The organism is Streptomyces sp. NPDC031064, assembly GCF_055570965.1.
The window spans coordinates 176,983-201,896 of sequence record NZ_JBVIGF010000004.1 but is presented as its reverse complement, the minus strand read 5'-3'; the positions used below and the strand labels follow the sequence as shown (position 1 = coordinate 201,896).

At 69.5% G+C, this 24,914-nt stretch carries 28 protein-coding genes; 16 read left to right on the top strand and 12 right to left on the bottom strand.

What is annotated here, in order from left to right:
• Positions 1 to 59: 59 nt before the first annotated feature.
• Entirely contained in the window at positions 60 to 374 is a 315-nt protein-coding gene (locus ACZ46W_RS16255) for a hypothetical protein (RefSeq protein ID WP_468337524.1), read from the bottom strand.
• A gap of 272 nt (positions 375 to 646) precedes the next feature.
• Between ACZ46W_RS16255 and rpsF the strand changes: the two genes are divergently transcribed.
• From rpsF to rplI, 4 genes are all read left to right on the top strand, one after another.
• Complete coding sequence (gene rpsF, locus ACZ46W_RS16250) at positions 647 to 937, top strand: 30S ribosomal protein S6 (protein WP_004950685.1); 291 nt, start codon at positions 647 to 649, stop codon at positions 935 to 937.
• 75 nt (positions 938 to 1,012) lie between these two features.
• On the top strand, positions 1,013 to 1,594 hold the full coding sequence (locus ACZ46W_RS16245; protein WP_366127987.1) for a single-stranded DNA-binding protein: 582 nt from the start codon (positions 1,013 to 1,015) through the stop codon (positions 1,592 to 1,594).
• A 62-nt stretch (positions 1,595 to 1,656) separates the two neighbouring features.
• Positions 1,657 to 1,893 carry a 30S ribosomal protein S18 gene (gene rpsR, locus ACZ46W_RS16240; protein ID WP_005315025.1) on the top strand — a complete coding sequence of 79 codons (237 nt, stop codon included), beginning with the start codon at positions 1,657 to 1,659 and terminating at the stop codon, positions 1,891 to 1,893.
• 17 nt (positions 1,894 to 1,910) lie between these two features.
• Positions 1,911 to 2,357, top strand: coding sequence for a 50S ribosomal protein L9 (gene rplI, locus ACZ46W_RS16235; protein ID WP_126884150.1), 447 nt, complete (start codon positions 1,911 to 1,913; stop codon positions 2,355 to 2,357).
• Between the two features lie 154 nt (positions 2,358 to 2,511).
• Here rplI and ACZ46W_RS16230 read toward each other — a convergent pair whose 3' ends face one another.
• Complete coding sequence (locus ACZ46W_RS16230; RefSeq protein WP_468337521.1) at positions 2,512 to 3,849, bottom strand: MATE family efflux transporter; 1,338 nt, start codon at positions 3,847 to 3,849, stop codon at positions 2,512 to 2,514.
• Between the two features lie 424 nt (positions 3,850 to 4,273).
• On the opposite strand from ACZ46W_RS16230, the gene dnaB reads away from it, so the two are divergent.
• The 3 genes from dnaB (at position 4,274) to ACZ46W_RS16215 (ending at position 8,341) form a co-directional block, all read left to right on the top strand.
• A complete protein-coding gene (gene dnaB / locus ACZ46W_RS16225; RefSeq protein ID WP_468337518.1) occupies positions 4,274 to 5,764 on the top strand; it encodes a replicative DNA helicase in 1,491 nt (496 codons plus the stop codon).
• A 70-nt stretch (positions 5,765 to 5,834) separates the two neighbouring features.
• On the top strand, positions 5,835 to 6,923 hold the full coding sequence (locus ACZ46W_RS16220) for a DNA polymerase III subunit beta family protein (RefSeq protein WP_468337515.1): 1,089 nt from the start codon (positions 5,835 to 5,837) through the stop codon (positions 6,921 to 6,923).
• A 41-nt stretch (positions 6,924 to 6,964) separates the two neighbouring features.
• Entirely contained in the window at positions 6,965 to 8,341 is a 1,377-nt protein-coding gene (locus ACZ46W_RS16215) for a serine hydrolase domain-containing protein (protein ID WP_468337513.1), read from the top strand.
• A 30-nt stretch (positions 8,342 to 8,371) separates the two neighbouring features.
• Here the strand turns inward: ACZ46W_RS16215 and ACZ46W_RS16210 are convergent, their stop codons facing one another.
• Positions 8,372 to 8,824: a GNAT family N-acetyltransferase gene (locus ACZ46W_RS16210; protein ID WP_468337510.1), complete on the bottom strand. Its 453-nt coding sequence runs from the start codon at positions 8,822 to 8,824 to the stop codon at positions 8,372 to 8,374.
• Between the two features lie 47 nt (positions 8,825 to 8,871).
• Entirely contained in the window at positions 8,872 to 9,333 is a 462-nt protein-coding gene (locus ACZ46W_RS16205; RefSeq protein WP_468337507.1) for a MarR family winged helix-turn-helix transcriptional regulator, read from the bottom strand.
• Positions 9,334 to 9,474: 141 nt separating this feature from the next.
• On the opposite strand from ACZ46W_RS16205, the gene ACZ46W_RS16200 reads away from it, so the two are divergent.
• Both ACZ46W_RS16200 and ACZ46W_RS16195 read left to right on the top strand, forming a co-directional pair.
• Positions 9,475 to 10,689 (top strand): MFS transporter, encoded by a 1,215-nt coding sequence (locus ACZ46W_RS16200; protein ID WP_468337504.1) that lies wholly within the window; start codon positions 9,475 to 9,477, stop codon positions 10,687 to 10,689.
• 44 nt (positions 10,690 to 10,733) lie between these two features.
• Complete coding sequence (locus ACZ46W_RS16195; protein WP_468337501.1) at positions 10,734 to 11,159, top strand: GlcG/HbpS family heme-binding protein; 426 nt, start codon at positions 10,734 to 10,736, stop codon at positions 11,157 to 11,159.
• Between the two features lie 5 nt (positions 11,160 to 11,164).
• On the opposite strand, the gene ACZ46W_RS16190 is transcribed toward ACZ46W_RS16195, so the two are convergent.
• Positions 11,165 to 11,719 (bottom strand): DUF2269 domain-containing protein, encoded by a 555-nt coding sequence (locus ACZ46W_RS16190; RefSeq protein WP_468337498.1) that lies wholly within the window; start codon positions 11,717 to 11,719, stop codon positions 11,165 to 11,167.
• 76 nt (positions 11,720 to 11,795) lie between these two features.
• On the opposite strand from ACZ46W_RS16190, the gene ACZ46W_RS16185 reads away from it, so the two are divergent.
• Both ACZ46W_RS16185 and ACZ46W_RS16180 read left to right on the top strand, forming a co-directional pair.
• The gene (locus ACZ46W_RS16185) at positions 11,796 to 12,437 is read left to right on the top strand and encodes an HAD family hydrolase (protein WP_468337495.1); all 642 of its coding nucleotides are present in this window, start codon (positions 11,796 to 11,798) and stop codon (positions 12,435 to 12,437) included.
• Positions 12,438 to 12,715: 278 nt separating this feature from the next.
• Positions 12,716 to 14,593, top strand: coding sequence for a globin domain-containing protein (locus tag ACZ46W_RS16180; RefSeq protein WP_468337492.1), 1,878 nt, complete (start codon positions 12,716 to 12,718; stop codon positions 14,591 to 14,593).
• Between the two features lie 12 nt (positions 14,594 to 14,605).
• On the opposite strand, the gene ACZ46W_RS16175 is transcribed toward ACZ46W_RS16180, so the two are convergent.
• The 5 genes from ACZ46W_RS16175 to ACZ46W_RS16155 form a co-directional block, all read right to left on the bottom strand.
• A complete protein-coding gene (locus ACZ46W_RS16175; RefSeq protein WP_366127975.1) occupies positions 14,606 to 15,085 on the bottom strand; it encodes an NUDIX hydrolase in 480 nt (159 codons plus the stop codon).
• 62 nt (positions 15,086 to 15,147) lie between these two features.
• On the bottom strand, positions 15,148 to 16,044 hold the full coding sequence (locus ACZ46W_RS16170) for a LysR family transcriptional regulator (protein ID WP_366127974.1): 897 nt from the start codon (positions 16,042 to 16,044) through the stop codon (positions 15,148 to 15,150).
• Between the two features lie 217 nt (positions 16,045 to 16,261).
• A complete protein-coding gene (locus tag ACZ46W_RS16165; protein ID WP_468337488.1) occupies positions 16,262 to 17,383 on the bottom strand; it encodes a cystathionine gamma-lyase in 1,122 nt (373 codons plus the stop codon).
• A complete protein-coding gene (locus tag ACZ46W_RS16160; protein WP_468338766.1) occupies positions 17,380 to 17,820 on the bottom strand; it encodes a low molecular weight protein-tyrosine-phosphatase in 441 nt (146 codons plus the stop codon). The genes ACZ46W_RS16165 and ACZ46W_RS16160 overlap by 4 nt, the downstream gene beginning before the upstream one ends.
• A gap of 71 nt (positions 17,821 to 17,891) precedes the next feature.
• On the bottom strand, positions 17,892 to 18,272 hold the full coding sequence (locus ACZ46W_RS16155) for a phage holin family protein (protein WP_468337486.1): 381 nt from the start codon (positions 18,270 to 18,272) through the stop codon (positions 17,892 to 17,894).
• Between the two features lie 51 nt (positions 18,273 to 18,323).
• Between ACZ46W_RS16155 and ACZ46W_RS16150 the strand changes: the two genes are divergently transcribed.
• The 4 genes from ACZ46W_RS16150 (at position 18,324) to ACZ46W_RS16135 (ending at position 20,600) form a co-directional block, all read left to right on the top strand.
• Positions 18,324 to 18,641 carry a cupin domain-containing protein gene (locus tag ACZ46W_RS16150; protein ID WP_351815522.1) on the top strand — a complete coding sequence of 106 codons (318 nt, stop codon included), beginning with the start codon at positions 18,324 to 18,326 and terminating at the stop codon, positions 18,639 to 18,641.
• A 144-nt stretch (positions 18,642 to 18,785) separates the two neighbouring features.
• Positions 18,786 to 19,007 carry a DUF5326 family protein gene (locus ACZ46W_RS16145; RefSeq protein ID WP_468337483.1) on the top strand — a complete coding sequence of 74 codons (222 nt, stop codon included), beginning with the start codon at positions 18,786 to 18,788 and terminating at the stop codon, positions 19,005 to 19,007.
• Positions 19,008 to 19,278: 271 nt separating this feature from the next.
• Complete coding sequence (locus tag ACZ46W_RS16140; RefSeq protein ID WP_468338764.1) at positions 19,279 to 20,016, top strand: IclR family transcriptional regulator; 738 nt, start codon at positions 19,279 to 19,281, stop codon at positions 20,014 to 20,016.
• A 149-nt stretch (positions 20,017 to 20,165) separates the two neighbouring features.
• A complete protein-coding gene (locus ACZ46W_RS16135; RefSeq protein ID WP_366128505.1) occupies positions 20,166 to 20,600 on the top strand; it encodes an SsgA family sporulation/cell division regulator in 435 nt (144 codons plus the stop codon).
• 13 nt (positions 20,601 to 20,613) lie between these two features.
• Here ACZ46W_RS16135 and ACZ46W_RS16130 read toward each other — a convergent pair whose 3' ends face one another.
• Positions 20,614 to 21,948 carry a YibE/F family protein gene (locus ACZ46W_RS16130; RefSeq protein ID WP_468337481.1) on the bottom strand — a complete coding sequence of 445 codons (1,335 nt, stop codon included), beginning with the start codon at positions 21,946 to 21,948 and terminating at the stop codon, positions 20,614 to 20,616.
• Between the two features lie 199 nt (positions 21,949 to 22,147).
• Here ACZ46W_RS16130 and thiC point away from each other — a divergent pair, with 199 nt between their 5' ends.
• The gene (gene thiC, locus ACZ46W_RS16125; protein WP_468337478.1) at positions 22,148 to 23,929 is read left to right on the top strand and encodes a phosphomethylpyrimidine synthase ThiC; all 1,782 of its coding nucleotides are present in this window, start codon (positions 22,148 to 22,150) and stop codon (positions 23,927 to 23,929) included.
• A 97-nt stretch (positions 23,930 to 24,026) separates the two neighbouring features.
• Here the strand turns inward: thiC and ACZ46W_RS16120 are convergent, their stop codons facing one another.
• Entirely contained in the window at positions 24,027 to 24,845 is an 819-nt protein-coding gene (locus ACZ46W_RS16120) for a hypothetical protein (protein ID WP_468337475.1), read from the bottom strand.
• Positions 24,846 to 24,914: the final 69 nt, after the last annotated feature.

Genomic DNA, 24,914 nt, shown 5'->3' with positions numbered 1-24,914 from the left:
TCACGCGCCGAAGCCTACTGGCACCGGGGAGCGCCCCGACTGGCCGTACGCCGGAGGGCCTAACCCAGGACACCGCCGAAGAGGCCGCCGTGGGCCATTCCGAGCCCGAAACCGATCGCCGAGGCGCCCAGACCGATGATCAGCAGGGTGCGCTCACGTGTCGTCTCGGAGATGTACTGGCCGTAGGCACCGGTGAGGATGCCCACCAGGCCCGCCCACGAGCTGATCAGGTGGAGGCTGTGGAACTGGGCCGTGATGAAGGCGAGCAGACCGAGTACCACGGTCACCGCCATCAGCGTGTCCTGGAGCGGATGGGGCTTGCCGTCCGTGGCGAAGAGCGACGAGGTGGGGTGACGGTGGAATGCCTGGGCCATGAGGTACCTCCTGGCTGTGCCGGAAGGCGGCGCATCGTAGCGCCGCACGCACCCGATGTGTACAGATTGCGTCCCCTGGCCACGGGATTTCAACCGGAAGCCGGTGTGCGGGTACTCTGTACGGTCTGCACCGGTGTCTGCCCATGTCCTGATCAGGGTCCCTCACTCGCTGAGGGCGATTGTCAGTGGTGGCCGATACCGTTGCGCACGCATCACGACCCTCCTGCCACGGAACGACCGTGGCCGCTGAGTCCAAAGGAGGTGGGTTCCACATGCGTCACTACGAGGTGATGGTCATCCTCGACCCCGATCTCGAGGAGCGCGCTGTCTCCCCGCTGATCGAGAACTTCCTCTCCGTCGTCCGTGAGGGCAACGGAAAGGTGGAGAAGGTCGACACCTGGGGCCGTCGTCGTCTCGCTTACGAGATCAAGAAGAAGCCCGAGGGCATCTACTCGGTCATCGACCTGCAGGCCGAGCCTGCGGTCGTCAAGGAGCTCGACCGCCAGATGAACCTGAACGAGTCGGTCCTCCGGACCAAGGTCCTCCGTCCCGAGACCCACTGAGCTCTCGCTCAGAGGTCATCGGGTTTCGAGTAGCAGCAGCAAGCAGCCAGAAGCAATCCCGCCGAGAGGTTCCCCATGGCAGGCGAGACCGTCATCACGGTCGTCGGCAATCTTGTCGACGACCCCGAGCTGCGCTTCACCCCGTCCGGTGCGGCGGTCGCGAAGTTCCGCGTCGCGTCCACTCCCCGCACCTTCGACCGTCAGACCAATGAGTGGAAGGACGGCGAGAGCCTGTTCCTGACCTGCTCGGTCTGGCGCCAGGCGGCGGAGAACGTCGCCGAGTCGCTCCAGCGAGGCATGCGCGTCGTCGTGCAGGGCCGGCTGAAGCAGCGGTCGTACGAGGACCGCGAGGGCGTCAAGCGCACGGTCTTCGAGCTGGACGTCGAGGAAGTCGGCCCCAGCCTCAAGAACGCCACGGCCAAGGTCACCAAGACCACCGGCCGCGGTGGCCAGGGCGGCTACGGCGGTGGCCAGCAGGGCGGCGGCAACTGGGGCGGTGCCCCGGGTGGTGGCCAGCAGGGTGGCGGCGGTGCTCCCGCCGACGACCCGTGGGCGACCAGCGCGCCGGCCGGTGGCCAGCAGCAGGGCGGTGGAGGCGGCTGGGGCGGAAGCTCCGGCGGTTCCGGCGGCGGCTACTCGGACGAGCCCCCCTTCTAGTCCCGCGAGGGATTTAGGGCTCAGGCTCGCACCCCACTTCTTGATCACACAGGAGATACACCATGGCGAAGCCGCCTGTGCGCAAGCCGAAGAAGAAGGTCTGCGCATTCTGCAAGGACAAGACCGCGTACGTGGACTACAAGGACACGAACATGCTGCGGAAGTTCATTTCCGACCGCGGCAAGATCCGTGCCCGCCGCGTGACCGGCAACTGCACGCAGCACCAGCGTGACGTCGCCACGGCCGTCAAGAACAGCCGTGAGATGGCGCTGCTGCCCTACACGTCCACCGCGCGATAAGGGAGGGTGACCGAAACATGAAGATCATCCTCAAGCACGAGGTCTCCGGCCTCGGCACCGCCGGTGACGTCGTCGACGTCAAGGACGGTTACGCTCGCAACTACCTGGTTCCGCGTGGTTTCGCGATCCGCTGGACCAAGGGTGGCGAGAAGGACGTGGCGCAGATCCGCCGCGCCCGCAAGATCCACGAGATCGCGACCATCGAGCAGGCCAACGAGATCAAGGCTCAGCTCGAGGGCACGAAGGTGCGCCTGGCCGTTCGCTCCGGCGACGCCGGCCGTCTCTTCGGCTCCGTGACCCCGGCCGACATCGCCGCGGCGATCAAGTCGGCGGGTGGCCCGGAGGTCGACAAGCGCCGTGTCGAGCTCGGCTCGCCGATCAAGACCCTGGGTTCGCACCAGGTCTCCGTGCGCCTGCACGCCGAGGTCGTCGCGAAGCTCGGCGTCGAGATCGTCGCCGCCTGAGCACTGCGCTCAGCGGTCGGCTAGCGATCGTCCAGCAGTAGGGAAGGGCCGCACCTCCGGGTGCGGCCCTTTCGCTGTGTGCGCCATGCGCTGTTTCACGTGAAACCCGCTCATTCACCACTCGCTGTTTCACGTGAAACATGGCATCGGGCGGTCAGCGCGTGGCGCCCGTGACCAGCCAGCGGCCGGACCGCGTCCGTTGCCAGAGCGTCAGCATCCGGACCGTCATCATCAGGGCCATGGCCCACCACAGGGCGGTCAGCCCGCCGCCCAGCGCGGGCACCAGCAGCGCGACCGGCGCGAAGACGGCGAGCGTCAGGACCATGGCACCGGCCAGGTAGGGGCCGTCTCCCGCGCCCATGAGCACACCGTCCAGGACGAAGACGACTCCGGCGATCGGCTGCGAGAGTGCCACGACGAGCAGCGCGGGCAGGAGCGTGTCCTGCACGGTCGAGTCGGCGGTGAAGAGCGGAATGAACAGGGGGCGCGCGAGGACGATCAATCCTCCGAGCACCAGTCCCGAGGCGATGCCCCACTCGACCATGCGGCGACAGACCCTCCGTGCTCCTTCGGCGTCACCGGCGCCCAGGTAGCGGCCGATGATCGCCTGCCCCGCGATGGCGATGGCGTCCAGAGCGAAGGCCATCAGGCTCCACAGGGACAGGATGATCTGGTGGGCCGCGACATCGACGTCGCCCAGCCGGGCGGCGACGGCGGTGGCGATCATCAGGATCGCGCGCAGCGAGAGCGTACGGACCAGGAGCGGCACCCCGGCCTGGGCGCTGGCCCGTATACCGGCGGCATCGGGCCGCAGCGAGGCGCCGTGGAGCCGTGCTCCTCGGACGACCACGAAGAGGTAGGCAGCGGCCATGCCGCACTGCGCGATCACGGTGCCCCAGGCGGAGCCGGCGATACCGAGGCCGGCGCCATACACAAGCGCCACGTTGAGCACCGCGTTAGCCGCGAAGCCGGCGATGGCGACGTACAGGGGCGTCCGGGTGTCCTGGAGGCCGCGCAGCACGCCGGTGGCGGCCAGCACGATCAGCATCGCCGGTATCCCCAGGCTGGAGATGCGCAGGTAGGTGGTGGCGTACGGGGCGGCGGTGCCGGAGGCGCCGAACAGGTCGATCAGCCAGGGTGCGGCGGGGAGGGTGACGGCGATAACGGCCAGGCCCAGGAGCAACGCCAGCCAGATGCCGTCCATGCCTTGCCGGATGGCCGACGGCAGATCACCGGCGCCGACCCGTCGGGCGACGGCCGCAGTGGTGGCGTAGGCCAGGAAGACGAAGACGCTCACGGCGGTGGCCAGCAGGGCGGCCGCGATGCCGAGACCGGCGAGCTGGAGGGTGCCGAGGTGGCCGACGATGGCACTGTCGACCATCACGAAGAGAGGCTCGGCGACGAGCGCGCCGAAGGCCGGCACGGCGAGCGCGATGATCTCGCGGTCGTGCCGGCGTCGTTCGCTCTTCGGTCGGGTGAGGGCCTCGGTCATGGGTGCAATCTAATCTTCCACAGGTAAGACATGCAAGGGCCTAGTGATCCTTACTCATCAGGGAGTTGACGCTTCTGGTGTGCGCCGTTTGTTCTGATCTTGGTCCGGCTGGGAAAGTTTTTCTCCCCCACAGCCGGTGGATGGAAAAACAGCAGGTCAGACGGGGTCTGTCGGTTTGGCTATGAGTTTGTCCACACGGCTGTCCCCCGCTCCGTGCACAGGTTCTGCGGGGTTCTCCACAGCATCTGGGTCTTCACCCACAGGCCCTGTGGATAACCAGATTGGCTGACGGTGCCCGCGGGCCTACCGTGGTCCGGCGCTCGACGCGCCAGAAGCGGAGTTGAGCCTCTCGCTTTGTCAGTGTCGTGCCGTAGAAAGAGTGGCACGGCGAGGGTCCGCGGAGCGGACGGGAGGAGGTGGGCCGGTGAGCATTCCCGAGCCCTTGGACGACCCCTGGGCCGACACCGGGCCCAGTGACCGTCTGCCCGTCACCCGTCAGCGGGGGAGCGACAGTCGCGGGCGTGGCCTGAGCCGTGAGGAGCAGCACGAGCGGGGCAGCGAGAGCGGGCCCTGGGACAGCGGCGCCGGCGGCTTCGAGCGCGTGCCGCCGCAGGACCTCGACGCCGAGCAGTCCGTGCTCGGCGGCATGCTGCTCTCCAAGGACGCGATCGCGGACGTCGTGGAGATCATCAAGGGCCATGACTTCTACAAGCCGGCCCACGAGACGATCTACACCGCGATCCTCGACCTCTATGCCAAGGGCGAGCCGGCGGACCCCATCACGGTCGGCGCGGAGCTGACCAAGCGCGGGGAGATCAACCGCGTCGGTGGTGCGTCGTACCTGCACACCCTGGTCCAGTCGGTTCCGACCGCGGCGAACGCCTCCTACTACGCGGAGATCGTCCACGAGCGGGCGGTGCTCCGCCGGCTCGTCCAGGCCGGCACCAAGATCACGCAGATGGGATACGCCGCCGACGGCGACGTGGACGAGATCGTCAACTCGGCCCAGGCGGAGATCTACGCGGTCACCGAGCAGCGCACCAGCGAGGACTACCTGCCGCTCGGCGACATCATGGAGGGCGCTCTCGACGAGATCGAGGCGATCGGGTCGCGCAGCGGCGAGATGACCGGCGTACCGACCGGCTTCACGGACTTCGACTCGCTGACGAACGGCCTGCACCCCGGCCAGATGATCGTCATCGCGGCCCGTCCCGCCATGGGTAAGTCGACGCTGGCCCTGGACTTCGCACGCGCAGCATCGATCAAGAACAACCTGCCGAGCGTCATTTTCTCCCTTGAAATGGGCCGCAACGAGATCGCGATGCGTCTGCTGTCGGCGGAGGCCCGCGTGGCGCTGCACCACATGCGCTCCGGCACGATGACGGACGAGGACTGGACGCGACTGGCCCGGCGTATGCCGGACGTCTCGCAGGCCCCGCTCTACATCGACGACTCCCCGAACCTGTCGATGATGGAGATCCGCGCGAAATGCCGCCGGCTCAAGCAGCGGAACAACCTCAAGCTGGTCGTCATCGACTACCTCCAGCTCATGCAGTCCGGCGGCTCCAAGCGCGCCGAGAGCCGGCAGCAGGAGGTCTCGGACATGTCGCGAAACCTGAAGCTGCTGGCCAAGGAGCTGGAACTGCCGGTGATCGCGCTGTCGCAGCTCAACCGTGGCCCCGAGCAGCGTACGGACAAGAAGCCGATGGTCTCGGACCTCCGTGAGTCCGGCTCCATCGAGCAGGACGCGGACATGGTCATCCTGCTGCACCGCGAGGACGCCTACGAGAAGGAGTCGCCCCGCGCCGGCGAGGCGGACCTGATCGTGGCCAAGCACCGTAACGGCCCGACCGCGACGATCACCGTGGCCTTCCAGGGTCACTACTCGCGGTTCGTCGACATGGCGCAGACCTGACCGGACCGCTCCGGACGCCGGACGAACCCGTTTTGACCTTCATGTTGCTTGAAGGTCAACAATCACGCCCATGGACGACGAGACCGAAGCACGGTTGAGCATCGGAGCCTTCGCCCGGCGGGTGGGACTGGCGCCGAGTGCCTTGCGGTTCTACGACGACTGCGGGGTTCTGCGTCCCGCCCACGTCGACGGCCTGACGGGCTACCGCTACTACGAGCCGGGCCAAGAGGCGCGTGCGCGTCTGGTGCGGCGGTTGCGGGAGGCGGAGCTGCCGCTGGTGGACGCCCTGGTGGTGCTCGACGGCGGTCGGGAGGCGGCTCGTTCGGTGCTGGCGGACCATGCGCGCAGGAGCCGCGACACGGCTGCGGCGGTCCAGGCGGCCGTCGAGGACATCCTCCGCGACCTGCCCGGTGCGGCGGAGACGGGAGCGGCGCCTGGCACCCGGGCCCGGATCGGCGGAGCGGAGCTCGCCAGCGCCGTACGGCAGGTGGCGCCGGCCGTGGCCGGTGCGGGCGTACGGGAGGAGTTCCCCGAGCTCGGCTGTGTCCTGGTCGAACTCGACGGCCAGGAAGTGCGGTTCGTGGCGACGGACCGTTTCCGCATGGCGGTCCGGGTGCTGCGCGCCGACCCTGTCGTGGGCGAGCCACGGCAGGCGCTGGTGGACGTCTCCGAGATGAGGGACCTCGCGTCCTGGGCCCTGTGCCTGCCTGAGGTCACCGTCACCGTCACGGTCGACGGGCAGGGCGTCCGCGTCCACAGCGGTGACCGGACCCGTACGGTGCCGGTTCATGACGGCACGTTCCCGGACTACCGGATGGTCCTGGACGGCCTGCCACGGCCCCGGCACCGGATCATCACCGCACGGGGCGACCTCCGCGAGGCTCTGGCAGACCGTTGCGGCAGTCGGGCGGTCGTCCTGGACACCGAAGAGCAGCGGCTGGTGGTCTCCGGCGCCGACACGGCACGCACCACGCTCCGTGGCCTCTGCTCCGGAGCGCCGGTGAGCATCGCCTTCGACCCGGGTGTGCTCCTGGCGGCGCTCGACGCGGCGGTCGGGCCGGACGTCCTGCTGGAGATGTCGTCGCCGACGCAGCCCGTCGTGGTCCGCTCCGCCGACCAGGGCAGCTTCACCACCTTGGTCATGCCGGTGGCGGCCTAAAGCGGTCGACGGTGGCCCGTGCGGGCGGATACACCTGGGCCATGACGTCATCCTTCGAAGCACTTCTCCCCAGCACCGAACGCGCTCTGCTGCACCGGGTGGCCACCGCGCAGGCGGAAGGCCGGACGCCCTCTCTCGTCGGCGCGGTCGCCAGGGATGGTCAACTGCGGTGGGAGGGCGGGCGCAGTTGTGTGGACGGGCATGTGCCCGATGCCGATACGCAGTACCGGATCGGTTCCATCACCAAGCCCTTTACAGCGGTCCTGGTGATGCGGCTGCGGGACGAGGGGCTGCTCGACCTGGGCGACCCGCTGGAGAAGCACCTGCCCGGGACGGGCGTGGGCGATGTGACGATCGCTCAGCTCCTCGGTCACAGTGCCGGTCTGGCGGCCGAGTCACCGTCACCGTGGTGGGAGCGTACGCCGGGGACGGTACGGCCGGAGCTCGCCGACGTGCTGGGTGAGCGGCCGCTGCTGCATCCGGCGGGGCGGCGTCACCACTACTCCAACACCGGTTACACGCTGCTGGGTTCGCTGGTCGAGGCCGTGCGCGGGGTGAGCTGGGAGGAGGCGCTGAAGGCGGAGATCCTGGAGCCCCTGGGACTGGGACGTACCAGCACCCAGCCCATGGCGCCGCATGCCGGCGGCTGGGCGGTGCACCCGTGGGCCGATGTCATGCTGCCCGAACCGGCCGAGGACCTCGGGCTGATGGCGTCGGCGGGCCAGCTCTGGTCGACCGCCTCGGATCTGTGCCGGTTCGCCTCCTTCCTGGCGGAGGGCGACGAGCGGGTGCTGAGGGCCGAGACGCTGCGGGAGATGCGGACGCCTGCCGTGCCGCCGGAGGCGGGCAACTGGGACGGTGGCTATGGGCTCGGGTTGCAGTTGGTACGCAGTGACGGGCGCACCTTGGTGGGCCACTGTGGCTCCCTGCCGGGCTTCCTCGCGGGGCTGTGGGTCAGCGTGGAGGACGGTGTCGCCGCCGTCGTGCTGGCCAACGCCACCTCGGGCCCCATGCCCGGCGCCGTCGCCGCAGACCTCGTACGGATCGTGGCCGACGCCGAGCCACGTATCCCTGAGCCGTGGCGGCCGCTGCCCGACGTCGATCCGGCGCTGCTGGAGCTGGCCGGGCCCTGGTACTGGGGCACGTACGCCTACGGGCTGAGGGTGGTCGCCAATGGCGGTGTGGAGCTGTGCCCCTTGCGTGGCCAAGGGCGTGCCTCGCACTTCCGGGCGGAGGCGGATGGCACCTGGACCGGCCTGGACGGCTACTACGCGGGTGAGACGCTGCGAGTCATGCGGCGCGAGGACGGCTCCGTGAGCCACCTCGACCTGGGGTCGTTCGTGTTCACGCGCAAGCCGTACGAGGCCGGGGACGCGGTGCCGGGCGGTGTGGACCCGGACGGCTGGCGCGGCCTGTGATGTTTCACGTGAAACGGTGCGCCCAGGGCATCACAGCGTCATCTTGAAGCCCAGGTGGGAGGCCTGGAACCCCAGCCGCTCGTAGAAGCGGTGGGCGTCGGTGCGGGTGGCGTCGGACGTCAGTTGAACCAACTGGCAGCCCCGGTGCCGCGATTCGGCGATGGCCCATTCGATGAGCTGAGTGCCAAGGCCCCCGCCGCGCTCATCGGCGTGTATGCGGACGGCTTCAATGATCGAACGGGTGGCGCCACGCCGTGACAGCCCGGGAACGCATGTGAGCTGAAGTGTTCCGACGACCCGCTCCTCGCGTACGGCGACGACCAGGTGCTGACGCGGGTCGTCCGCCAGCCGCTCGAAGGCGGCCGTGTACGGAGTGAGGTCGTCGGGCGACTCCCGCTGCGCCCCCAGGGGGTCGTCGGCGAGCAGGGCCACGATCGCGGGAATGTCGGCAGGTGTGGCGGGCCTGATCTCAAGATCGCTCATGGGGCGCAGACTACTTCTCCTGCTGCGCCCGCCCCTTCGGCGGCCGGTCAGCTCACGGGCGCGTGCAGCTCTTCGACGACCCTGACCAGCGGGACGAGCCCCGGGTTCTTCGCGGCCTCGTCGAGCGCTGCGCGCAGGGCCGCGTCATTGGTGGGCCGGGCCTCCGCGAGCAGCGTCAGGCCGGCCTCGGTGACGTCGGTGTAGATGCCGCGTCGATCCGTGTCGCAGAGGTACCGCGTGAGCAGGCCGCGGTCCTCCAGGCGGGTTACCAGGCGGGTGGTGGCGCTCTGGCTGAGGACGACGGCGTCGGCGACCTGCTTCATCTGGAGATGGCCGCCGGGGCCGTTGTGCTGTCGGCTGAGGACGTCGAGCAGAGAGAACTCGCGCACGCTGAGGCCGTGCTTGGCCTCCAGCTCGCGTTCGATACGGGCCTCGATCTTCCCGTGGAGCAGCGAGAGTGCGCACCAGCCCTGGGAGAGGGCGGTGAGCGCCGGATCTGTGGCTGTCATGGGGTCTCTCCTCCGTCCCGGAGCGGCTTGTCCACCAGGATAGACGACCGCTGCAATAGCCCGCGCTTGCAATTAACCCGCGTTTGCAATTATTGTCAACGCTCGTAAGGCGCAGATGCAAACTTCTGGAAGGTGTACTTCATGCCGCTCGCGCTTCTGGCCCTCGCCATCGGGGCCTTCGGCATCGGGACCACGGAATTCGTGATCATGGGCCTGCTTCCCGAGGTGGCGACCGACTTCCACGTCTCGATTCCCACGGCCGGGCTGCTGGTCACCGGTTACGGCCTCGGCGTGGTCCTCGGTGCCCCTCTGATGACCGTCCTCGGCACGCGGGTGTCCCGCAAGCGGATGCTGATGCTGCTGATGGCCCTGTTCATCGCGGGCAACCTGCTCTCCGCCATCGCGCCCGTCTTCGGCGTGATGCTCGCCGGCCGCGTGGTCGCCTCGTTCGCCCACGGTGCCTTCTTCGGCATCGGCTCGGTGGTGGCCGCCGACCTGGTCGCCCCCGAGAAGAAGGCCGGAGCGATCGCCATGATGTTCACCGGTCTGACCGTCGCCAATGTGGTGGGCGTGCCCCTCGGCACCTTCATCGGGCAGAGCGCGGGCTGGCGGACCACGTTCTTCCTGGTCGCCGCGCTCGGAGTGCTGGGCCTGCTGGGTGTCGCCAAGCTCGTACCGGAACAGCCCAGGCCCGAGGGCGTGCGGCTTCGCCATGAATTCGCGGCCTTCCGCAACGTGCAGGTCCTGCTCGCCATGGCGATGACGATCCTGGGCTTCGGCGGTGTCTTCGCCGCGATCACCTACATCACCCCGATGATGACCGATGTCGCCGGATACTCCGCCGGCTCCGTCACCTGGCTGCTGGTCCTCTTCGGCCTCGGCATGGTGGGCGGCAACCTGATCGGCGGCAAGTACGCCGACCGCGCGCTGATGCCCCTGCTGTACGTGTCGCTGAGTGCGCTCGCCCTGGTCCTCGCCCTGTTCACCTTCACCGCCCACGACAAGGTGGCAGCCGCGATCACTCTCACCCTGGTCGGTGCGCTCGGCTTCGCGACCGTGCCGCCCCTCCAGAAGCGGGTGCTCGACTACGCATCCGGCGCTCCGACGCTGGCCTCGGCCGTGAACATCGGCGCCTTCAACCTGGGCAACTCGCTGGCGGCCTGGCTCGGCGGCCTCGTCATCGCGGCCGGCCTGGGCTTCACGGCCCCCAACTGGGTCGGGGCCGCCCTCGCCGCCTCCGCGCTCCTTCTCGCGGTCCTCTCCAGCGCGCTGGAGCGCCGGGACGGGCGGTACGTGAGCCGCATCGTCGCGGGCGCCACCCCCGAGCAGGCCGCCGTCCCGGCGGCTCGCCACTGAAACGCCGAACCCTTCGAAATCCCCTCATCAAGGAGCCTCCCCCCATGAGCACCACCACGACCGCCGTCGCCCCGCTGACGACCCAGGACGCCGAGACCCTCGTGGACACCGCCCGTCGTGCCGCTGAAGCGGCCGGGGTCACCGTCGCCATCACCGTCCTGGACGCGGGCGGCCACCTGCTGGCCTTCCGTCGCGACGACCGCGCCGTTCTGATCGCCGGTGAGACCAGCACCCGTAAGGCGTTCACCGCCCTTCAGTTGAACGCCCCGACCGCCGACCTGGTCGACGCCGTCCAGCCCGGCGGCCCCTTCCACACCCTCCCCACCGCCCTCGACCGCCCGCTCCTATTCATCGCGGGTGGCGTCCCGGTCCACCGCGACGGCCGCCTGATTGGCGCGATCGGCGTGGGTGGCGGCGCCCCGGAGCAGGACCACGGTTTCGCCATCGCGGCGTTGGAGGCCCTGGCGTAAGGGCGTCAGCGGACCTGCTTCACCCTCGTCCCCCTGGCCTGGAACGGTTCCCGGCCAGGGGGACGAGCCTGTTTCGCCGGCGTCGAGGCGCGGAGGCGGCGGCCACGCCGGGTGAGCCCCCAGGGCTTGAGGACGGAGAGCGCCGTCATGAAGAGATACGCGACGGTGGCGACGAGCGGTGCCGCCACCAGGCTGCTGTCGGGCACCCCGGCGGCCGCCGCCCGGTCGATCTCCGGCCGTAGGGAGAAGACCGTCGCCGCCGCCGTGATCACGGTGAGCCAGAACTTGATCCAGACCCAGCGGTGCCGGGCCAGGCCCCATGGTGTGCCCAGGGACAGGACGAGGCCACTGATGAGGGAGGCCAGTGCGACCGGGGCGAGCAGCCAGTCACCGAAGACCTGCATGGCACGGTAGGCGGCCTCGGTGAGGGAGGTATCGGCGGTCGTATAGGCGGTCACACCGAGCGCCAGCAGGCCGAGCGAGAGGCCCAGCCAGCTCACGGACACGGCGACGTGGAGGACGAGGAGAGCCCGGCGAGCGGGACGCTTGAGTGGTTTCACGTGAAACACGGTCCCGGGCAGGATGCGCCAAGGCGTCTGACGACGGGAGTAACCCCACGTACTAACCTCGGCGTACATGGCGATCCCACCCAGACTCCATCTGTTCGACCTCGACGGCACGCTGATCCGCGGGTCCGCGGCGGCTGTGGAGATCTCCCGCCAGCTTGGACTGAGCGCCGAGATCGCCGAGCTGGAGCGCGCGTTCCTGGCCCGGTCCCTGACTCCGGACGAGTTCGCGGTACGGGCCAGGGAACTGTGGTCCGAGCTGACCCAGGCGCATGTCGCGGCGGCGTTCGACGGCGCGCCATGGCTGGAGGGCATCCGCGAGGTCTGGGCGGACATCCGGGCCGGCGGTGGCTTCTGCGCGGTCATCTCCCTGTCACCCGATTTCTTCGTCGAGCGTCTGCTCGACTGGGGAGCGCATGCCGCCCACGGTTCACGTTGGCCTGCCGTGCCATTCACCCAGCCGGTCAATCGGGAGGGCATTCTCAATGCGTCGGCGAAAGTGAAGATCGCGAACCAACTCTGTGCAGAGTTGGGGGTGGAACTGGACGAGTGTGTTGCATACGGTGATTCCATGTCCGACGCGGAGATCTTCGCGACGGTCCCGGTAGCGGTGGCGATCAACGCGGACCATCATCTGGCCGGGCTTGCCACACACGCTTATACGGGAGGCGATCTCCGCGAGGCTTACGAACTGGTACGACTCGGCCGTTAGTTCAAGGACACGACGGTAACGCAGCCTAACGAAAACTGGGGACGAAATCCGGGCTTTCCACTCTCGCTCAGACGAGCCGGCAACTCCTGCCATGCTGCGACCACAGCAACTGCGGTCAATGTCACAGCCAGTCGCACTCGTCCCGATTCGTGGTGTGGCTGAGAGTTACTGTGGGCGGCGGGCAGCGAATACGAGCCGAAAAGCGGCGAATTGAGGCACCTTCCGGGCCGGCGGAACGTGCGCAGACCGACCGAAAGATGTTCGAGGCGAGGCACTCTATGGACGCTCCGACCACCACGTCGGCCGACAACGGCACTTCCGGCGGCAGCGGCGGGGGCGGCGGCTGGTTCACTCCCCGCAAGCCGGTCACCGACCGGCCCGCCGAATCCGGGGCTGCCCGCGCCGAGGGGCGGCCCGGCCAACCGTCCGATGCCCGGGAGGCCCCGGACGGCAGCCAGGAACGGATAGCCGGCCCGCGCCGGCCGCTCACGTCCATACGCATGGTCGGTTCCGGCGCGACCCGCACGGCCCAGCCAAAGCCGGCCCCCCACTCCCCGGCCCCCGCCGACCCGGCCCCCGACGGCCAGCGCCCGGATTCCCCGTCCCCGGCCCCCGGCACCCAGGCATCCCCGCCCCCGGCCCCCGGCACCCAGGCGCCCGACCCCCAGGCCCCGGCCTCTCCGGCGCCTGAAGCGGACACACCCGAGCCCTCGGACGTGCCGTGGCCCGGCGGCTCCGCGGAGCCGGTACGCGAGCATCCCTCCGACCGCCCCACCGCCCCCGCGGCCGAGGGCGGCCCCGTCGACGTGACGTATCCCTCCGACCGCCCCACCGGCCCCGCGGCCCAGGGTGCCCCCCTCGGCACCTCGTACGCCGCCGAGCGCCGGGACGCCCCGTACGACGCTCCTGGCGGCCACGGTGGCCGCGGTGGCCACGGCGTCGGCGGTGACGCCTTCAGCCGCCACGGCGCCGAGCAGCCGGGCCAGGCCCCGCCCTCAGCCGGCGACGCCGCCGACGGACCGGCGCGGGTGGACGCCGTGGAGACCGGGTCCCCCGACGCCGTGCGGGTGCGGCGGACGCTCGCCGAGGTGGGGCCCGTGGCCGACAAGGTCACGTCGTACTTCTACGCCCTGCTCTTCACCCGCAACCCCGAGCTGCGCGCGCTCTTCCCGGCCGCCATGGAGGCCCAGCGCGACCGGCTCCTCAAGGCGCTGCTGACCGCCGCCGAGCACATGGACAACGCCGCCGTGCTCACCGACTACCTCCAGCACCTGGGCCGCGGCCACCGCAAGTACGGCACCGAGGCCTCGCACTACCCGGCTGTCGGCGAAGCGCTCATCGGGGCGCTCAGCCGGTACGCGACGACGACGTGGGACGAGGAGACCGAGGCCGCCTGGGTCCGGACGTACACCACGATCTCCCAGATCATGATCGACGCGGCCGCCGAGAACGAGCGGCACGCGCCCGCCTGGTGGCACGCCGAGGTGGTCTCGCACGACCTGAGAACGCCCGACATCGCGGTCATCACGGTCCGCCCCGACCAGCCGTACCCTTTCCTGGCCGGCCAGTACACGAGCCTGGAAACGCCCTGGTGGCCGCGGATCTGGCGGCACTACTCCTTCGCGTCCGCGCCCCGCTCGGACGGACTGCTGTCCTTCCACGTCAAGGCGGTCCCGGCGGGCTGGGTGTCCAACGCGCTGGTCCACCACGCCCGCCCCGGCGACGTCCTGCGGCTGGGCCCGCCGGCCGGTTCGATGACCGTGGACCACACCAGGGACAACGGCCTGCTCTGCCTGGGCGGCGGCACGGGCATCGCGCCGATCAAGGCGCTGGTCGAGGATGTCGCCGAGCACGGCGCGCGGCGCCCCGTCGAGGTCTTCTACGGGGCCCGTACCGATCACGACCTGTACGACATCGACACCATGCTGCGGCTCCAGCAGTCCCACCCGTGGCTGGAGGTGCGCGCGATCATCGACGGAAAGACGCAGTTGCCGGACGTGGTGCGCGAGTACGGGCCGTGGAACGAGTACGACGCCTACCTCTCGGGTCCGGTCGGCATGATCCGCAGCGGCGTCGACGCGCTCAGGGGCGTCGGCGTGCCCTACGAGCGGATCCGTCACGACTCGCTGGAAGAACTCGTGGCAGCGGCCGACTAGCGGGACGGGGCGCTAGCCCAGGTCGGGGGCGTGCATCGCCCGTACGCCCTCGATGTTGCCGTCCAGGTAGTGCCGCAGCGACAGCGGTACGAGGTTGACGGCGGCGATCCCGACCCGGCTGAAGGGCACCCGGACGATTTCGTACTCGCCGAGCGGCTCGTCCACCTCCGGTCCATGCCGCTGTGCGGGGTCCATGGACTCCAGTCGGCAGACGAAGAAGTGCTGCACCTTCACGCCCGAGACGCCGCCGTCCACGATGTGCTCGACGGTGTCGACGAAACAGGGCACCACGTCGGTGATCTTGGCGCCCAGTTCCTCGTGGACCTCCCGGTGGAGCGCGTCGACGACCGTCGTGTCGCCCGGCTCGACACCGCCGCCCGGAGTGAGCCAGTAAGGATCCATGCCGGGCTTCGTGCGCTTGATCAGAATGAGGTCGTCGCCGTCGAGCAGGATGGCGCGTGCGGTGCGCTTGACCACTGGACGTTCGGTCATGGCTTGAAAATGGCCCGGCGGGCCCCTTCTGAAACACCTCCGGCACCCGCATCGACCTGCCGTCACCAGTCCGTCGCAGCGCGCAGCAGCGACTCGTGCGCCCGCGCGATGTGCGGCAGGGAGAGCGTGCCGGTGCGCACGACCACGAAGTACGTGCGCAGCGGGGGCACCGGCGGGTCCAGCAGCGCGACCAGCCGGCCACTGGCCAGGTCGTCCTCGCAGAGGTAGCGGGGCAGCACGGCCAAGCCGGCGCCCGAGGCGGCCGACTCCTGGACGGCGCGCAGGTCGGGGGCGATGACGGTGGCCGCGGCGGCCGGTTTGGACTCGAAGACGGCCGCCCAGTAGCGGGCCACGAACGGCAGCGACTCGTGGACCTCGACGACCGGTAACTGCTCCAGAACGACGGCGCCCTTGCGGAGCAGGACGCCGGGGGCCAGCCGGGCGGCCCAGCGCGGGGAGGCGACCAGGACGTGCTCCTCGTCGCAGAGCGGGGTCGCGGTGAGCAGACCGCCGCGTGGGCGGGCGGTGGCGATGGCCAGGTCGTGGTGGCCGGCGGCCAGCCCGTCGAGGACCTCCTCGGCGGCGGAGACGAGTGACGTGCGGACCGCTAGCCCCTGGGAGACCAGGGTGGTGAGGGCGGGCAGGGCGCGTACGGAGGTGAACTCGGGCGGCCCGGCGAGGTGGAGGGTGCGTACCCCGGACTCGTCGTCGAGCCCCGCCTCGGCGATCTCGACGAGGGCGTCCAGGTGCGGTGCGGCCCGGTGGGCGAGTTCGTCGCCGATGGTGGTGGGCGTGACGCCGCGGGCCTGGCGGAGGAACAGCGGGCGGCCGAGCTGGCGCTCCAGCGTGCGGATCTGGCTGGTCACGGCCGGCTGGGAGAGGCCCAGCAGGGCGGCGGCGCGGGTGAAGGAACCTGCCCGGTGCACCGTGACGAACGTACGCAGCAACGCCAGGTCCATGCGCCTCGCCCCTTCCACCCCCGGCCACGCGCGGCTGACGTCACCTCAAATCCGACCGTCCAACTATAAATAAGTCGATAGGTCGCTGTCGCTAGCGTGATTGGACACTGACACAGAGTCAACTAGCCTTGTTCTCGCGGTCATCCGCAGGAAAACGCGGACGGTCCGAGCCATGAGGGGGGAGGCTCGGACCGTCCGTTCGTCGTAGCGGAACCGCTCAGCCCGCCTCGTCCAGCGCGCGCAGTACGTCCGCCACCAGGTCGTCGGCGTCCTCCGCGCCGACCGAGAAGCGGACGAAGCCCTCGGGCACCGCGTCCCCGCCCCACCGTCCGCGCCGCTCGGCCGTGGACCGCACCCCGCCGAAGCTGGTCGCGTCGTCCACCAGCTGCAGCCCGGCCAGGAAGCGTTCCGCCCGCTCCCGGTCGGACAGGACGAAGGAGACGACCGACCCGAACCGCCGCATCTGCCCGGCCGCCACCTTGTGCGAGGGGTCGCCCGGCAGCCCGGGGTAGCGCAGACCGGACACGTCCTCGCGCCCCGACAGCGCCTCGGCGAGCGCCAGCGCGGTCCCGCACTGCCGGTCGACGCGCAGTTGGAGCGTCGCCAGCGAGCGGTGGGCGAGCCACGCCTCCATCGGCCCCGGGATCGCCCCGGCGATCTTGCGCCAGCGCCGCACCGAAGCCGCCAGGGCCGCGTCACGGCAGGTCACATGGCCGAGCAGGATGTCACCGTGCCCGGTCAGGCCCTTCGTGTCGCTGGCCACGGAGAAGTCCGCGCCCAGCTCCAGCGGGCGCTGCCCGAGCGGGGTGGCGAGCGTGTTGTCGACCGCGACGAGCGCGCCCCCGGCGTGCGCGGCGGCCACCAGCCGCCGGATGTCGCACACGTCCAGCCCCGGGTTCGACGGGGTCTCGATCCACAGCAACCGCGCCCCGTCCAGCACCGAGAGCTGGGCGTCGCCACCGGTCGGCGCGGTGCGCACGTCGATTCCGTACGCCTGAAGCTGTTCGCGTACCAGCGCCAGTGCCTGGTAGCCGTCGGCCGGCAGGACGACCGCGTCACCGGCCCTGAGCTGCGAGAACAGTACGGAGGAGATGGCGGCCATCCCGGATGCGAAGACGACTGTCTCGACATCCGGTTCGCCGGGTGCTTCCAGCTCGCCGATGGCGCGTTCCAGATGCGTCCAGGTGGGGTTCTCGTCCCGCCCGTACGTGTACGGGCCGGTCGGCTCGCCGGGCAGGTGGTAGTGGGCCGCGAACACCGGCCCGGGCAGGGTCGGCTCGTACGCCTTCGGTTCGGGCAGTCCGGCCCGTACCGCCCTGGTTCCGTCGCCCCACGTCATGCGGCACGCTCCTTGAGGCTCTCCCGTACGGCGTCGAGCAACCCCTCGCTCGCCGCCTCCACCATCTCCAGGCACTCCTCGAAGCCGGCGCGCGAGCCGTAGTACGGGTCGGGGACGTCGAGGCCGGCCGGTGCCGCCGGGTCGTACGACCTCAGCAGCCGTATCTTCGCGGCCTCCAGCGGCGTGGGCGCGAGCCGGATCAGCTCACGCCGGTGGCCCTCGTCCAGCGCGATCACCAGGTCCAGCCGCGCGAACCACGACGCGCGGAACTGCCGGGCGGTGTGATCGGTCCCGTAACCGTGCTCGGCGAGGACGGCGACGGTCCGCGGGTCGGCGCCGTCCCCCTCGTGCCAGCCGCCGGTGCCCGCGCTGTCCACCTCGACCACGCCGTCGAGCCCGGCCTCCGCCAGCCGCGCGCGGAAGACGGACTCGGCCATCGGCGAACGGCAGATGTTGCCGGTGCAGACGAAGCAGACACGGTATGCGGTGCTCACCGGTCTCACCTTGCTCAGTCCCTGCCGTCGGGCAGAACGACGTTCATGGCCCACGAGACGACGGAGATGATCAGGCCGCCGAGTACGGCCGTCCAGAAGCCCTCGACGTGGAAGTTCAGGTCCAGTTTGTCGGCGAGCCACGAGGTCAGCAGCAGCATCAGCGCGTTCACGACCAGGGTGAACAGGCCCAGCGTGATGATGAACAGCGGCAGTGTGAGCAGTTTCACGACCGGCTTGACGAGCGTGTTCACGATGCCGAAGACCAGGGCCACCAGGATCAGGGTCAGGGCCTTCTTGCCGGTGCTGTCACCGGTCAGTGTGATGTCGGCGAGCAGCCAGATCGCCACGGCCAGAGCGGCCGCGTTCGCGATCGTCTTGACTAGGAAATTCATCATGTGTCTGATCGTGGCAGAAGTGATCGGACCAAGGGCAGGGGCGGACGGGCGATGAAGGCATTCCGACTGGATGAGCTGGAGGCGGAGCGCGTCGCCAATGACGGCGCGTATCTGCAGTTCCTTCGGGAGCGGAACATGTCGGTGGGCCTGTACGCGCTCGACGCCGGGCAGCTCGATCCGCAGCAGCCGCACAAGGAGGACGAGGTCTACTTCGTCGTCAGCGGGCGCGCGTCGATCACGGTGGGGATGGAGACGACACAGGTGGGGCGGGGCAGCGTGGTGTACGTGCCGGCCGGCGTCCCGCACAAGTTCCACCACATCACCGAGGACCTGCGGGTGATGGTGGTCTTCTCTCCTCCGGAGAGCTGACGGCGGGCGCCCGGCGGGGTCCGGGTTCCCTAGGGGGAGGATCAGGGGAGAGCGGGGGCCGCGGAGCGCCCGCGGCCAGCTCCCGGCACCTAGCATCGAAGGTGTCCAACGGTAGGAAATGTCACCAGAGATGAGGTAGGGACAATGGCGGCGGTACGGGAAATTCTCACAGGGATGCCCTGGTGGGTTAAGTGGATCGCCATACCCGTCATCGCCCTGGTGGTCTTCGGGAGCCTCATCGGGACCGTGATCAGTGTGCTGATCGGTCTGCTGTTCAAGGTGCTGGTGTTCGCCGTTCTGGTCGGTGGACTCATTTATGTCGTACGGAAGTTCATGTCCTCTTCGTCGTCCCGGAGCGACTGGTGAGTTCTCCCGGCCATTCGTCCGGCCGTCCGCCCGGGTGTTAGCCCGGGCGGGGGAACGGCACCGGCGAAACCTCACCCCGAACGGAGGCTGCCATTAGAGTGGCAAGCCTCCGCTGGCCTTGGAATCAAGGGGTTTACGAACGCCCTACCAGCGGTTTGTACGACTGAATGGGCGAAACGCCTGGGGGTGACCTTTGGCCACGGCACCGCATTCCCCTCCCACCCGTACCCCTGTCCCTTCCACGACGCCTTCCCCCACGCCTTCCCCCACGCTGATCGGTTCCGTGCAGCGGGCGCTGAGGCTGCTGGAGGCGGTGGGATCCCATGCCGACGGTGCCCCCGCCAAGCAGTTGGCGCGCGAGACGGGGCTGCCGCTGCCCACCGCCTATCACCTGCTGCGGACCCTGACGCACGAGGGCTATCTGCGCCGGGAGAACGGGGTGTTCCTGCTCGGTGAGGCGGCAGCGCGGCTGGCGGGCGGCGGAGCTCTGCAGAATCGTCGCAGCAAGATCGAGAGTTCGCTCGCGCACTGGCGCGACGTGATCGGCGTTCCCGTGTACTTCGCGGTCTACCGCGACGGGGAGATCGAGCTGATCTCGGTCTCCGACACTCCGGCGGCCCCCGCCGTGGACGAGTGGGCGGACTTCCGCGAGACCGGGCACGCCCACGCCATCGGCCAGTGCCTGCTGAGCCAGCTCGACGACCGGGCCCGCCGGGACCACCTGGACCGCCACCCCGTGCAGGCGATCACCCCGTACACCGTCCGTGACGGGCGGACGCTGCTGGAACGGCTCAAGAACACGGAACGGATGCAGCCGGTCGTCGAGCGTCAGGAGTACGCGCTCGGCACTGTCTGCGCGGCCATCCCCATCACCGCGGGCTCCACCGCCGCCACGATGGCCATTTCCGTGCCCTCCCACCAGGAACAACGGTTGCTGCCGGCGGTCGACCGGCTGCGCAAGGAGGTGGGGAGGCTCTTCAGCTCACTCGTGTTCTCTATCAGTATCTGAAAACTCACTCCTTGTGATCCTGTAGCGCGTACAGGACGATGGCGTCAAGAGGTCAGGCGCCGATCATTCCCGGCCGATTTTCCAGCCGCTTTCTCACCGATCTTCATCTGCTGTTGTTCACCACTGCTTCATCCACTGCGGGGTACATGATGCGCGAGTCGGTTCAGGCCGAAGTCCTGATGAGCTTCGTCGTCTCCGAGGAGCTTTCCTTCAGGATTCCGGTCGAGCTGGGGTACGAGACGAGGGACCCGTTCGCGGTCCGGATGACGTTCCACCTGCCCGGCGATACGCCGGTGACGTGGGCATTCGGCAGGGAACTGCTGGTGGACGGCATCAACGGGCCGACCGGTGACGGCGATGTGCACATCACGCCGACCGGGCCCGAGGACCTGTCGGACGTCAGCATCCGGCTCCAGGTCGGTGGCGACCGTGCGGTGTTCCGGTCCAGCGCGCCGCCCCTGGTGGCCTTCCTCGACCGCACCGACAAGCTGGTGCCGCTGGGGCAGGAGCGCACGCTCGGTGATTTCGAGGACCACCTGGAGGAAGCGCTCGGCCGGATCCTCGCCGAGGAGAACGCCGGCTGACCGCTCCCGGTGGCTACCGCTTACGTCGCCGGCCCCGTCCCCCGGCGCGCGCCGCCGCGGGGGCCTCGGCACCCGGCCGGTCGGCCGAGACGACCAGGGCGGCCAGCGCGGTGGTCACCGGGACCGAGGCCACCAGACCGATGGAACCCACCAAAGTCCGCACGATTTCTTCCGCGACCAGTTCGCTGTTGGCGACCGTCCCCACGCTGCTCTGCGCGATCGAGAACAGCAGCAGCAGGGGGAGTGCCGCACCCGCGTAGGCGAGCACCAGCGTGTTCACCACCGAGGCGATGTGGTCGCGGCCGATCCGGATGCCGGCCCGGTACAGGGCGCGCGGCCCCATCCTCGGGTCCGCCTGGTGCAGTTCCCACACCGCCGACGTCTGGGTCACCGTCACGTCGTCGAGCACACCGAGCGAACCGATGATGACACCGGCCAGCAGCAGGCCGGACATGTCGATGTTCGGGTAGAGGCCGTGGATGAGGCCCGTGTTGTCGTCGGTGTTGCCGGTCAGCGAGGCCCAGCCGATGAACAGGGAGCCGAGCAGGCCGATCAGCAGCAGCGAGATCAGCGTGCCCAGCACGGCCACCGAGGTGCGTGCGGTCAGGCCGTGGCAACTGTAGAGCGCGATCAGCATGATGGCGCTCGACCCGACCACCGCCACGATCAGCGGGTTCGAGCCCTGGAGGATGGCGGGCAGGATGAACAGGGTCAGCACCGCGAAGCTCACCGCCAGGGCGACCAGCGCCATCACGCCACGCATCCGGCCGACGGCCACCACCGCCAGCGCGAAGATCCCGGCGAGCAGCAGCATCGGCATCTTGCGGTTCACATCGGTCACCGAATACTGCAGGTCGCGCGGGGCGTCGGGGGCGTAGGCCACCACCACTCCCTGGCCCTCCTCCAGTTGGCGCGGCGCGTCCGGCTGCACGATCTCGACGAACTTGCGGCCCTTGTCCTTGCCGGTCGTGACCTCGACCGTCGCCTTCGCGCACTGCCCCTGCTGCGCGTTGACCGCCTCGCGGCCCTCGGGCGTGGTCGTGTCGCCGGTCGGCGGGACCTGTGCGGCGTTCACGTCCCGGCAGTCCACCTTCTCGACCTGGACCACCGTGCCCTGCTCGGTCTGCCGGTCGAAGCCGACGCCGGTGCGCTCGTGCTCGGGCGCGCCGCCGGGCCACAGCACGGCGAGGCCGACCAGCACGGCCGTGGCGAAGGGGATCAGGACGGCGGCGATGACCTTCCGCAGGTGCTTGGAGACGGGCGCGGCTGGGCCGTGGCTGTGGGCATGGCTATGGGTATGACCATGTGCGTGTCCGGTCGGTTCGGGGGACTGCTGCGAGGAAGTCACCGACCGATCATCGCAAGAACGACCGGGGCCCTCTGTTCAGCGTGGCCGAGATGGCGCTAGCGTGGTGGCACCTTTGCACACGCGGGAGCTCGGAGCACCGGGCTGAGAGGGCGCTGACATCCGTACGAGGGGTACGGAAACCGCTGCGTCGACCGCCGAACCTGTTACCGGGTAATGCCGGCGTAGGGAGTAGGTCATCATGACCGTTCAGGACGCACGCACGCCTGCCTCGAACCAGAACGACGAGGCCGGGAAGTCCATCGGATGGCACAAGGGGTACATCGAGGGCTCACGCCCCGACCTCCGGGTGCCGGTCCGCAAGGTGCACCTCACCAACGGCAAGGACGTGACGCTGTACGACACGTCGGGGCCGTACACCGATCCGAATGTCGAGACCGATGTACGCCGTGGCCTGCCGCCGCTGCGGGAGAGCTGGATCATCGGCCGTGGCGACACCGAGGAGTACGCCGGCCGCCCCGTCCGCCCCGAGGACGACGGGATCAAGCACACCTCGCCTCGCGGGGGGCTGCGCAACCTCGACGCCGTCTTCCCGGGCCGCCCGCGCCAGCCCCGCCGGGGCCGCGACGGGCAGGCGGTGACGCAGCTCGCGTACGCCCGCCGGGGCGAGATCACGCCGGAGATGGAGTACGTCGCGATCCGCGAGAACGTCTCCCCCGAGGTCGTACGCGAGGAGATCGCGGCCGGCCGCGCGGTCCTCCCGGCCAACGTCAACCACCCGGAGATCGAGCCGATGATCATCGGCAAGCGGTTCCTGGTGAAGGTCAACGCCAACATCGGCAACTCGGCGGTCACCTCCTCCATCGAGGAGGAGGTGGAGAAGATGACCTGGGCCACCCGCTGGGGCGCCGACACGGTCATGGACCTCTCCACGGGCCGCAACATCCACACCACCCGCGAGTGGGTGCTGCGCAACTCCCCCGTGCCGATCGGCACCGTCCCGCTGTACCAGGCGCTGGAGAAGGTCGACGGCAAGGCCGAGGAACTGACCTGGGAGATCTACAAGGACACCGTCATCGAGCAGGCCGAGCAGGGCGTCGACTACATGACGGTCCACGCGGGTGTGCTGCTGCGGTACGTGCCGCTCACCGCGCGCCGCAAGACCGGCATCGTCTCGCGCGGCGGCTCGATCATGGCCGCGTGGTGCCTGGCGCACCACAAGGAGTCGTTCCTGTACGAGAACTTCGAGGAGCTCTGCGAGATCCTCGCCGCGTACGACGTGACGTACTCGCTCGGCGACGGCCTGCGGCCCGGCTCGATCGCGGACGCCAACGACGAGGCGCAGTTCGCGGAGCTGCGCACGCTGGGTGAGCTGAACCAGATCGCCAAGCGGCACAACGTTCAGACGATGATCGAGGGCCCGGGCCATGTCCCGATGCACAAGATCAAGGAGAACATCGACCTCCAGCAGGAGATCTGCGAGGAGGCGCCGTTCTACACGCTCGGCCCGCTGACCACCGACGTCGCCCCGGCCTACGACCACATCACGTCCGGCATCGGCGCGGCGATGATCGCCTGGTGGGGGACCGCGATGCTCTGCTACGTCACGCCCAAGGAGCACCTGGGCCTGCCCAACCGGGACGACGTGAAGACCGGTGTGATCACCTACAAGATCGCCGCACACGCGGCGGACCTGGCCAAGGGGCACCCCGGCGCTCAGGAGTGGGACGACGCCCTGTCGGACGCGCGGTTCGAGTTCCGGTGGGAGGACCAGTTCAACCTGGCTCTCGACCCGGACACGGCGCGTGAGTTCCACGACGAGACGCTGCCCGCCGAGCCGGCCAAGACCGCGCACTTCTGCTCCATGTGCGGACCGAAGTTCTGCTCGATGAAGATCTCGCAGGACATCCGGCGAGAGCACGGTGGTGATCTCAAGGAGCAGGAGATCGAGGCCGGAATGGCGGAGAAGTCCAAGGAGTTCGCCGCGGCCGGCAATCGGGTCTACCTGCCGATGGCCGACTGACGCGTGCCGATGGAGGGCCTGCCTGTTTCACGTGAAACACCTGTTCGTTTCACGTGAAACAGGCCCGTCGGGGGGCTCCATCGGCCGGTCGGTTCGGTCAGTCCGGCTGGTGCTCGGGGCCGCCGAAGTCCGGGCTGGTGAAGTCGGGGCTGGTGAACGTCGGGCGGGGACCCGAACCACTCTCGCCCGGGCTGGAGAACTCCGGCCCGCTGTAGCCCACCTTCGGGATCCGGCCGACGTGGCGCGGAGGCACCCCTGAAAGGGGGTCCGCACTGGGGTCGGCCAGGGCGTCCCGCAGGAACGGCAGGATCCCCCGCTCCAGCAGGGCGTGCCGCCATGCCTCCCTGGCGCGGGAGACCTCGTCGGGCAACTCGCCGCCCGGCTCCTGGGCCGGCACCTGGGTGGAACTGTTGCGCAGCGCCGTGATCAGCAGGCCGATCGCGGCGGCCAGGATGCCGGCCGCCGTCACGGCCCCGAAGAACCAGCCCGCCGCCAGCAGCGAGTCGGCGAAGGCGGGGGCCGGGTCGATCATCTTCAGCACATAGCCGACCAGCAGGAAGATGAGCGCGGCCGTGCCCGCCAGAACCGGTGCCAGCACGGTGACGATGACACCGACGCCGGCGCCCGTATCGGTCTCGGCATCGCCCGAGCCCAGGACGGAGCCGATGGCGGACACTCCGGCAGGGGTGCGCGACTCCTCACGCACCTTGACGAAGTGGTCGTACTCCGCGGCGGCGGCCGCGGATATCAGCGCGGTTGCGTTCAGGGCCATGGTGCGCAACTGCTCGGTGTTGAGCCGCTGCCCGATCCCGGCGAGATCCGGACGGTCGTGCGCGGTGCGCAGCGCGTCGTCGAGGATGCGCTCGTACTCGGCGCGGTCCTCGGTCAGCAGGTGCGGAGCGCTTTTCATGTGCATCCCCCGATGCTCCGTAGGGCCTGTTTGCCCGCGTAGAACGGGCAGTTGGGCAGAAACGGAGGAGAGCCT

Bases quoted from the DNA above. Each gene is read 5' to 3' on its own strand.
- ACZ46W_RS16170 (WP_366127974.1), bottom strand. From the start codon at position 16,044: ATGGACCTGGCGTTGCTGCGTACGTTCGTCACGGTGCACCGGGCAGGT.
- ACZ46W_RS16245 (WP_366127987.1), top strand. From the start codon at position 1,013: ATGGCAGGCGAGACCGTCATCACGGTCGTCGGCAATCTTGTCGACGAC.
- ACZ46W_RS16135 (WP_366128505.1), top strand. From the start codon at position 20,166: ATGCGCGAGTCGGTTCAGGCCGAAGTCCTGATGAGCTTCGTCGTCTCC.
- ACZ46W_RS16150 (WP_351815522.1), top strand. From the start codon at position 18,324: ATGAAGGCATTCCGACTGGATGAGCTGGAGGCGGAGCGCGTCGCCAAT.
- ACZ46W_RS16195 (WP_468337501.1), top strand. From the start codon at position 10,734: ATGAGCACCACCACGACCGCCGTCGCCCCGCTGACGACCCAGGACGCC.
- ACZ46W_RS16210 (WP_468337510.1), bottom strand. From the start codon at position 8,824: ATGAGCGATCTTGAGATCAGGCCCGCCACACCTGCCGACATTCCCGCG.
- ACZ46W_RS16165 (WP_468337488.1), bottom strand. From the start codon at position 17,383: ATGACGTGGGGCGACGGAACCAGGGCGGTACGGGCCGGACTGCCCGAA.
- ACZ46W_RS16145 (WP_468337483.1), top strand. From the start codon at position 18,786: ATGGCGGCGGTACGGGAAATTCTCACAGGGATGCCCTGGTGGGTTAAG.
- rplI (WP_126884150.1), top strand. From the start codon at position 1,911: ATGAAGATCATCCTCAAGCACGAGGTCTCCGGCCTCGGCACCGCCGGT.
- ACZ46W_RS16220 (WP_468337515.1), top strand. From the start codon at position 5,835: ATGGACGACGAGACCGAAGCACGGTTGAGCATCGGAGCCTTCGCCCGG.
- ACZ46W_RS16230 (WP_468337521.1), bottom strand. From the start codon at position 3,849: ATGACCGAGGCCCTCACCCGACCGAAGAGCGAACGACGCCGGCACGAC.
- ACZ46W_RS16160 (WP_468338766.1), bottom strand. From the start codon at position 17,820: ATGGCCGAGTCCGTCTTCCGCGCGCGGCTGGCGGAGGCCGGGCTCGAC.
- rpsF (WP_004950685.1), top strand. From the start codon at position 647: ATGCGTCACTACGAGGTGATGGTCATCCTCGACCCCGATCTCGAGGAG.
- ACZ46W_RS16155 (WP_468337486.1), bottom strand. From the start codon at position 18,272: ATGATGAATTTCCTAGTCAAGACGATCGCGAACGCGGCCGCTCTGGCC.
- ACZ46W_RS16175 (WP_366127975.1), bottom strand. From the start codon at position 15,085: ATGACCGAACGTCCAGTGGTCAAGCGCACCGCACGCGCCATCCTGCTC.
- ACZ46W_RS16205 (WP_468337507.1), bottom strand. From the start codon at position 9,333: ATGACAGCCACAGATCCGGCGCTCACCGCCCTCTCCCAGGGCTGGTGC.
- thiC (WP_468337478.1), top strand. From the start codon at position 22,148: ATGACCGTTCAGGACGCACGCACGCCTGCCTCGAACCAGAACGACGAG.
- ACZ46W_RS16200 (WP_468337504.1), top strand. From the start codon at position 9,475: ATGCCGCTCGCGCTTCTGGCCCTCGCCATCGGGGCCTTCGGCATCGGG.
- ACZ46W_RS16180 (WP_468337492.1), top strand. From the start codon at position 12,716: ATGGACGCTCCGACCACCACGTCGGCCGACAACGGCACTTCCGGCGGC.
- rpsR (WP_005315025.1), top strand. From the start codon at position 1,657: ATGGCGAAGCCGCCTGTGCGCAAGCCGAAGAAGAAGGTCTGCGCATTC.
- ACZ46W_RS16215 (WP_468337513.1), top strand. From the start codon at position 6,965: ATGACGTCATCCTTCGAAGCACTTCTCCCCAGCACCGAACGCGCTCTG.
- ACZ46W_RS16185 (WP_468337495.1), top strand. From the start codon at position 11,796: ATGGCGATCCCACCCAGACTCCATCTGTTCGACCTCGACGGCACGCTG.
- ACZ46W_RS16255 (WP_468337524.1), bottom strand. From the start codon at position 374: ATGGCCCAGGCATTCCACCGTCACCCCACCTCGTCGCTCTTCGCCACG.
- ACZ46W_RS16120 (WP_468337475.1), bottom strand. From the start codon at position 24,845: ATGCACATGAAAAGCGCTCCGCACCTGCTGACCGAGGACCGCGCCGAG.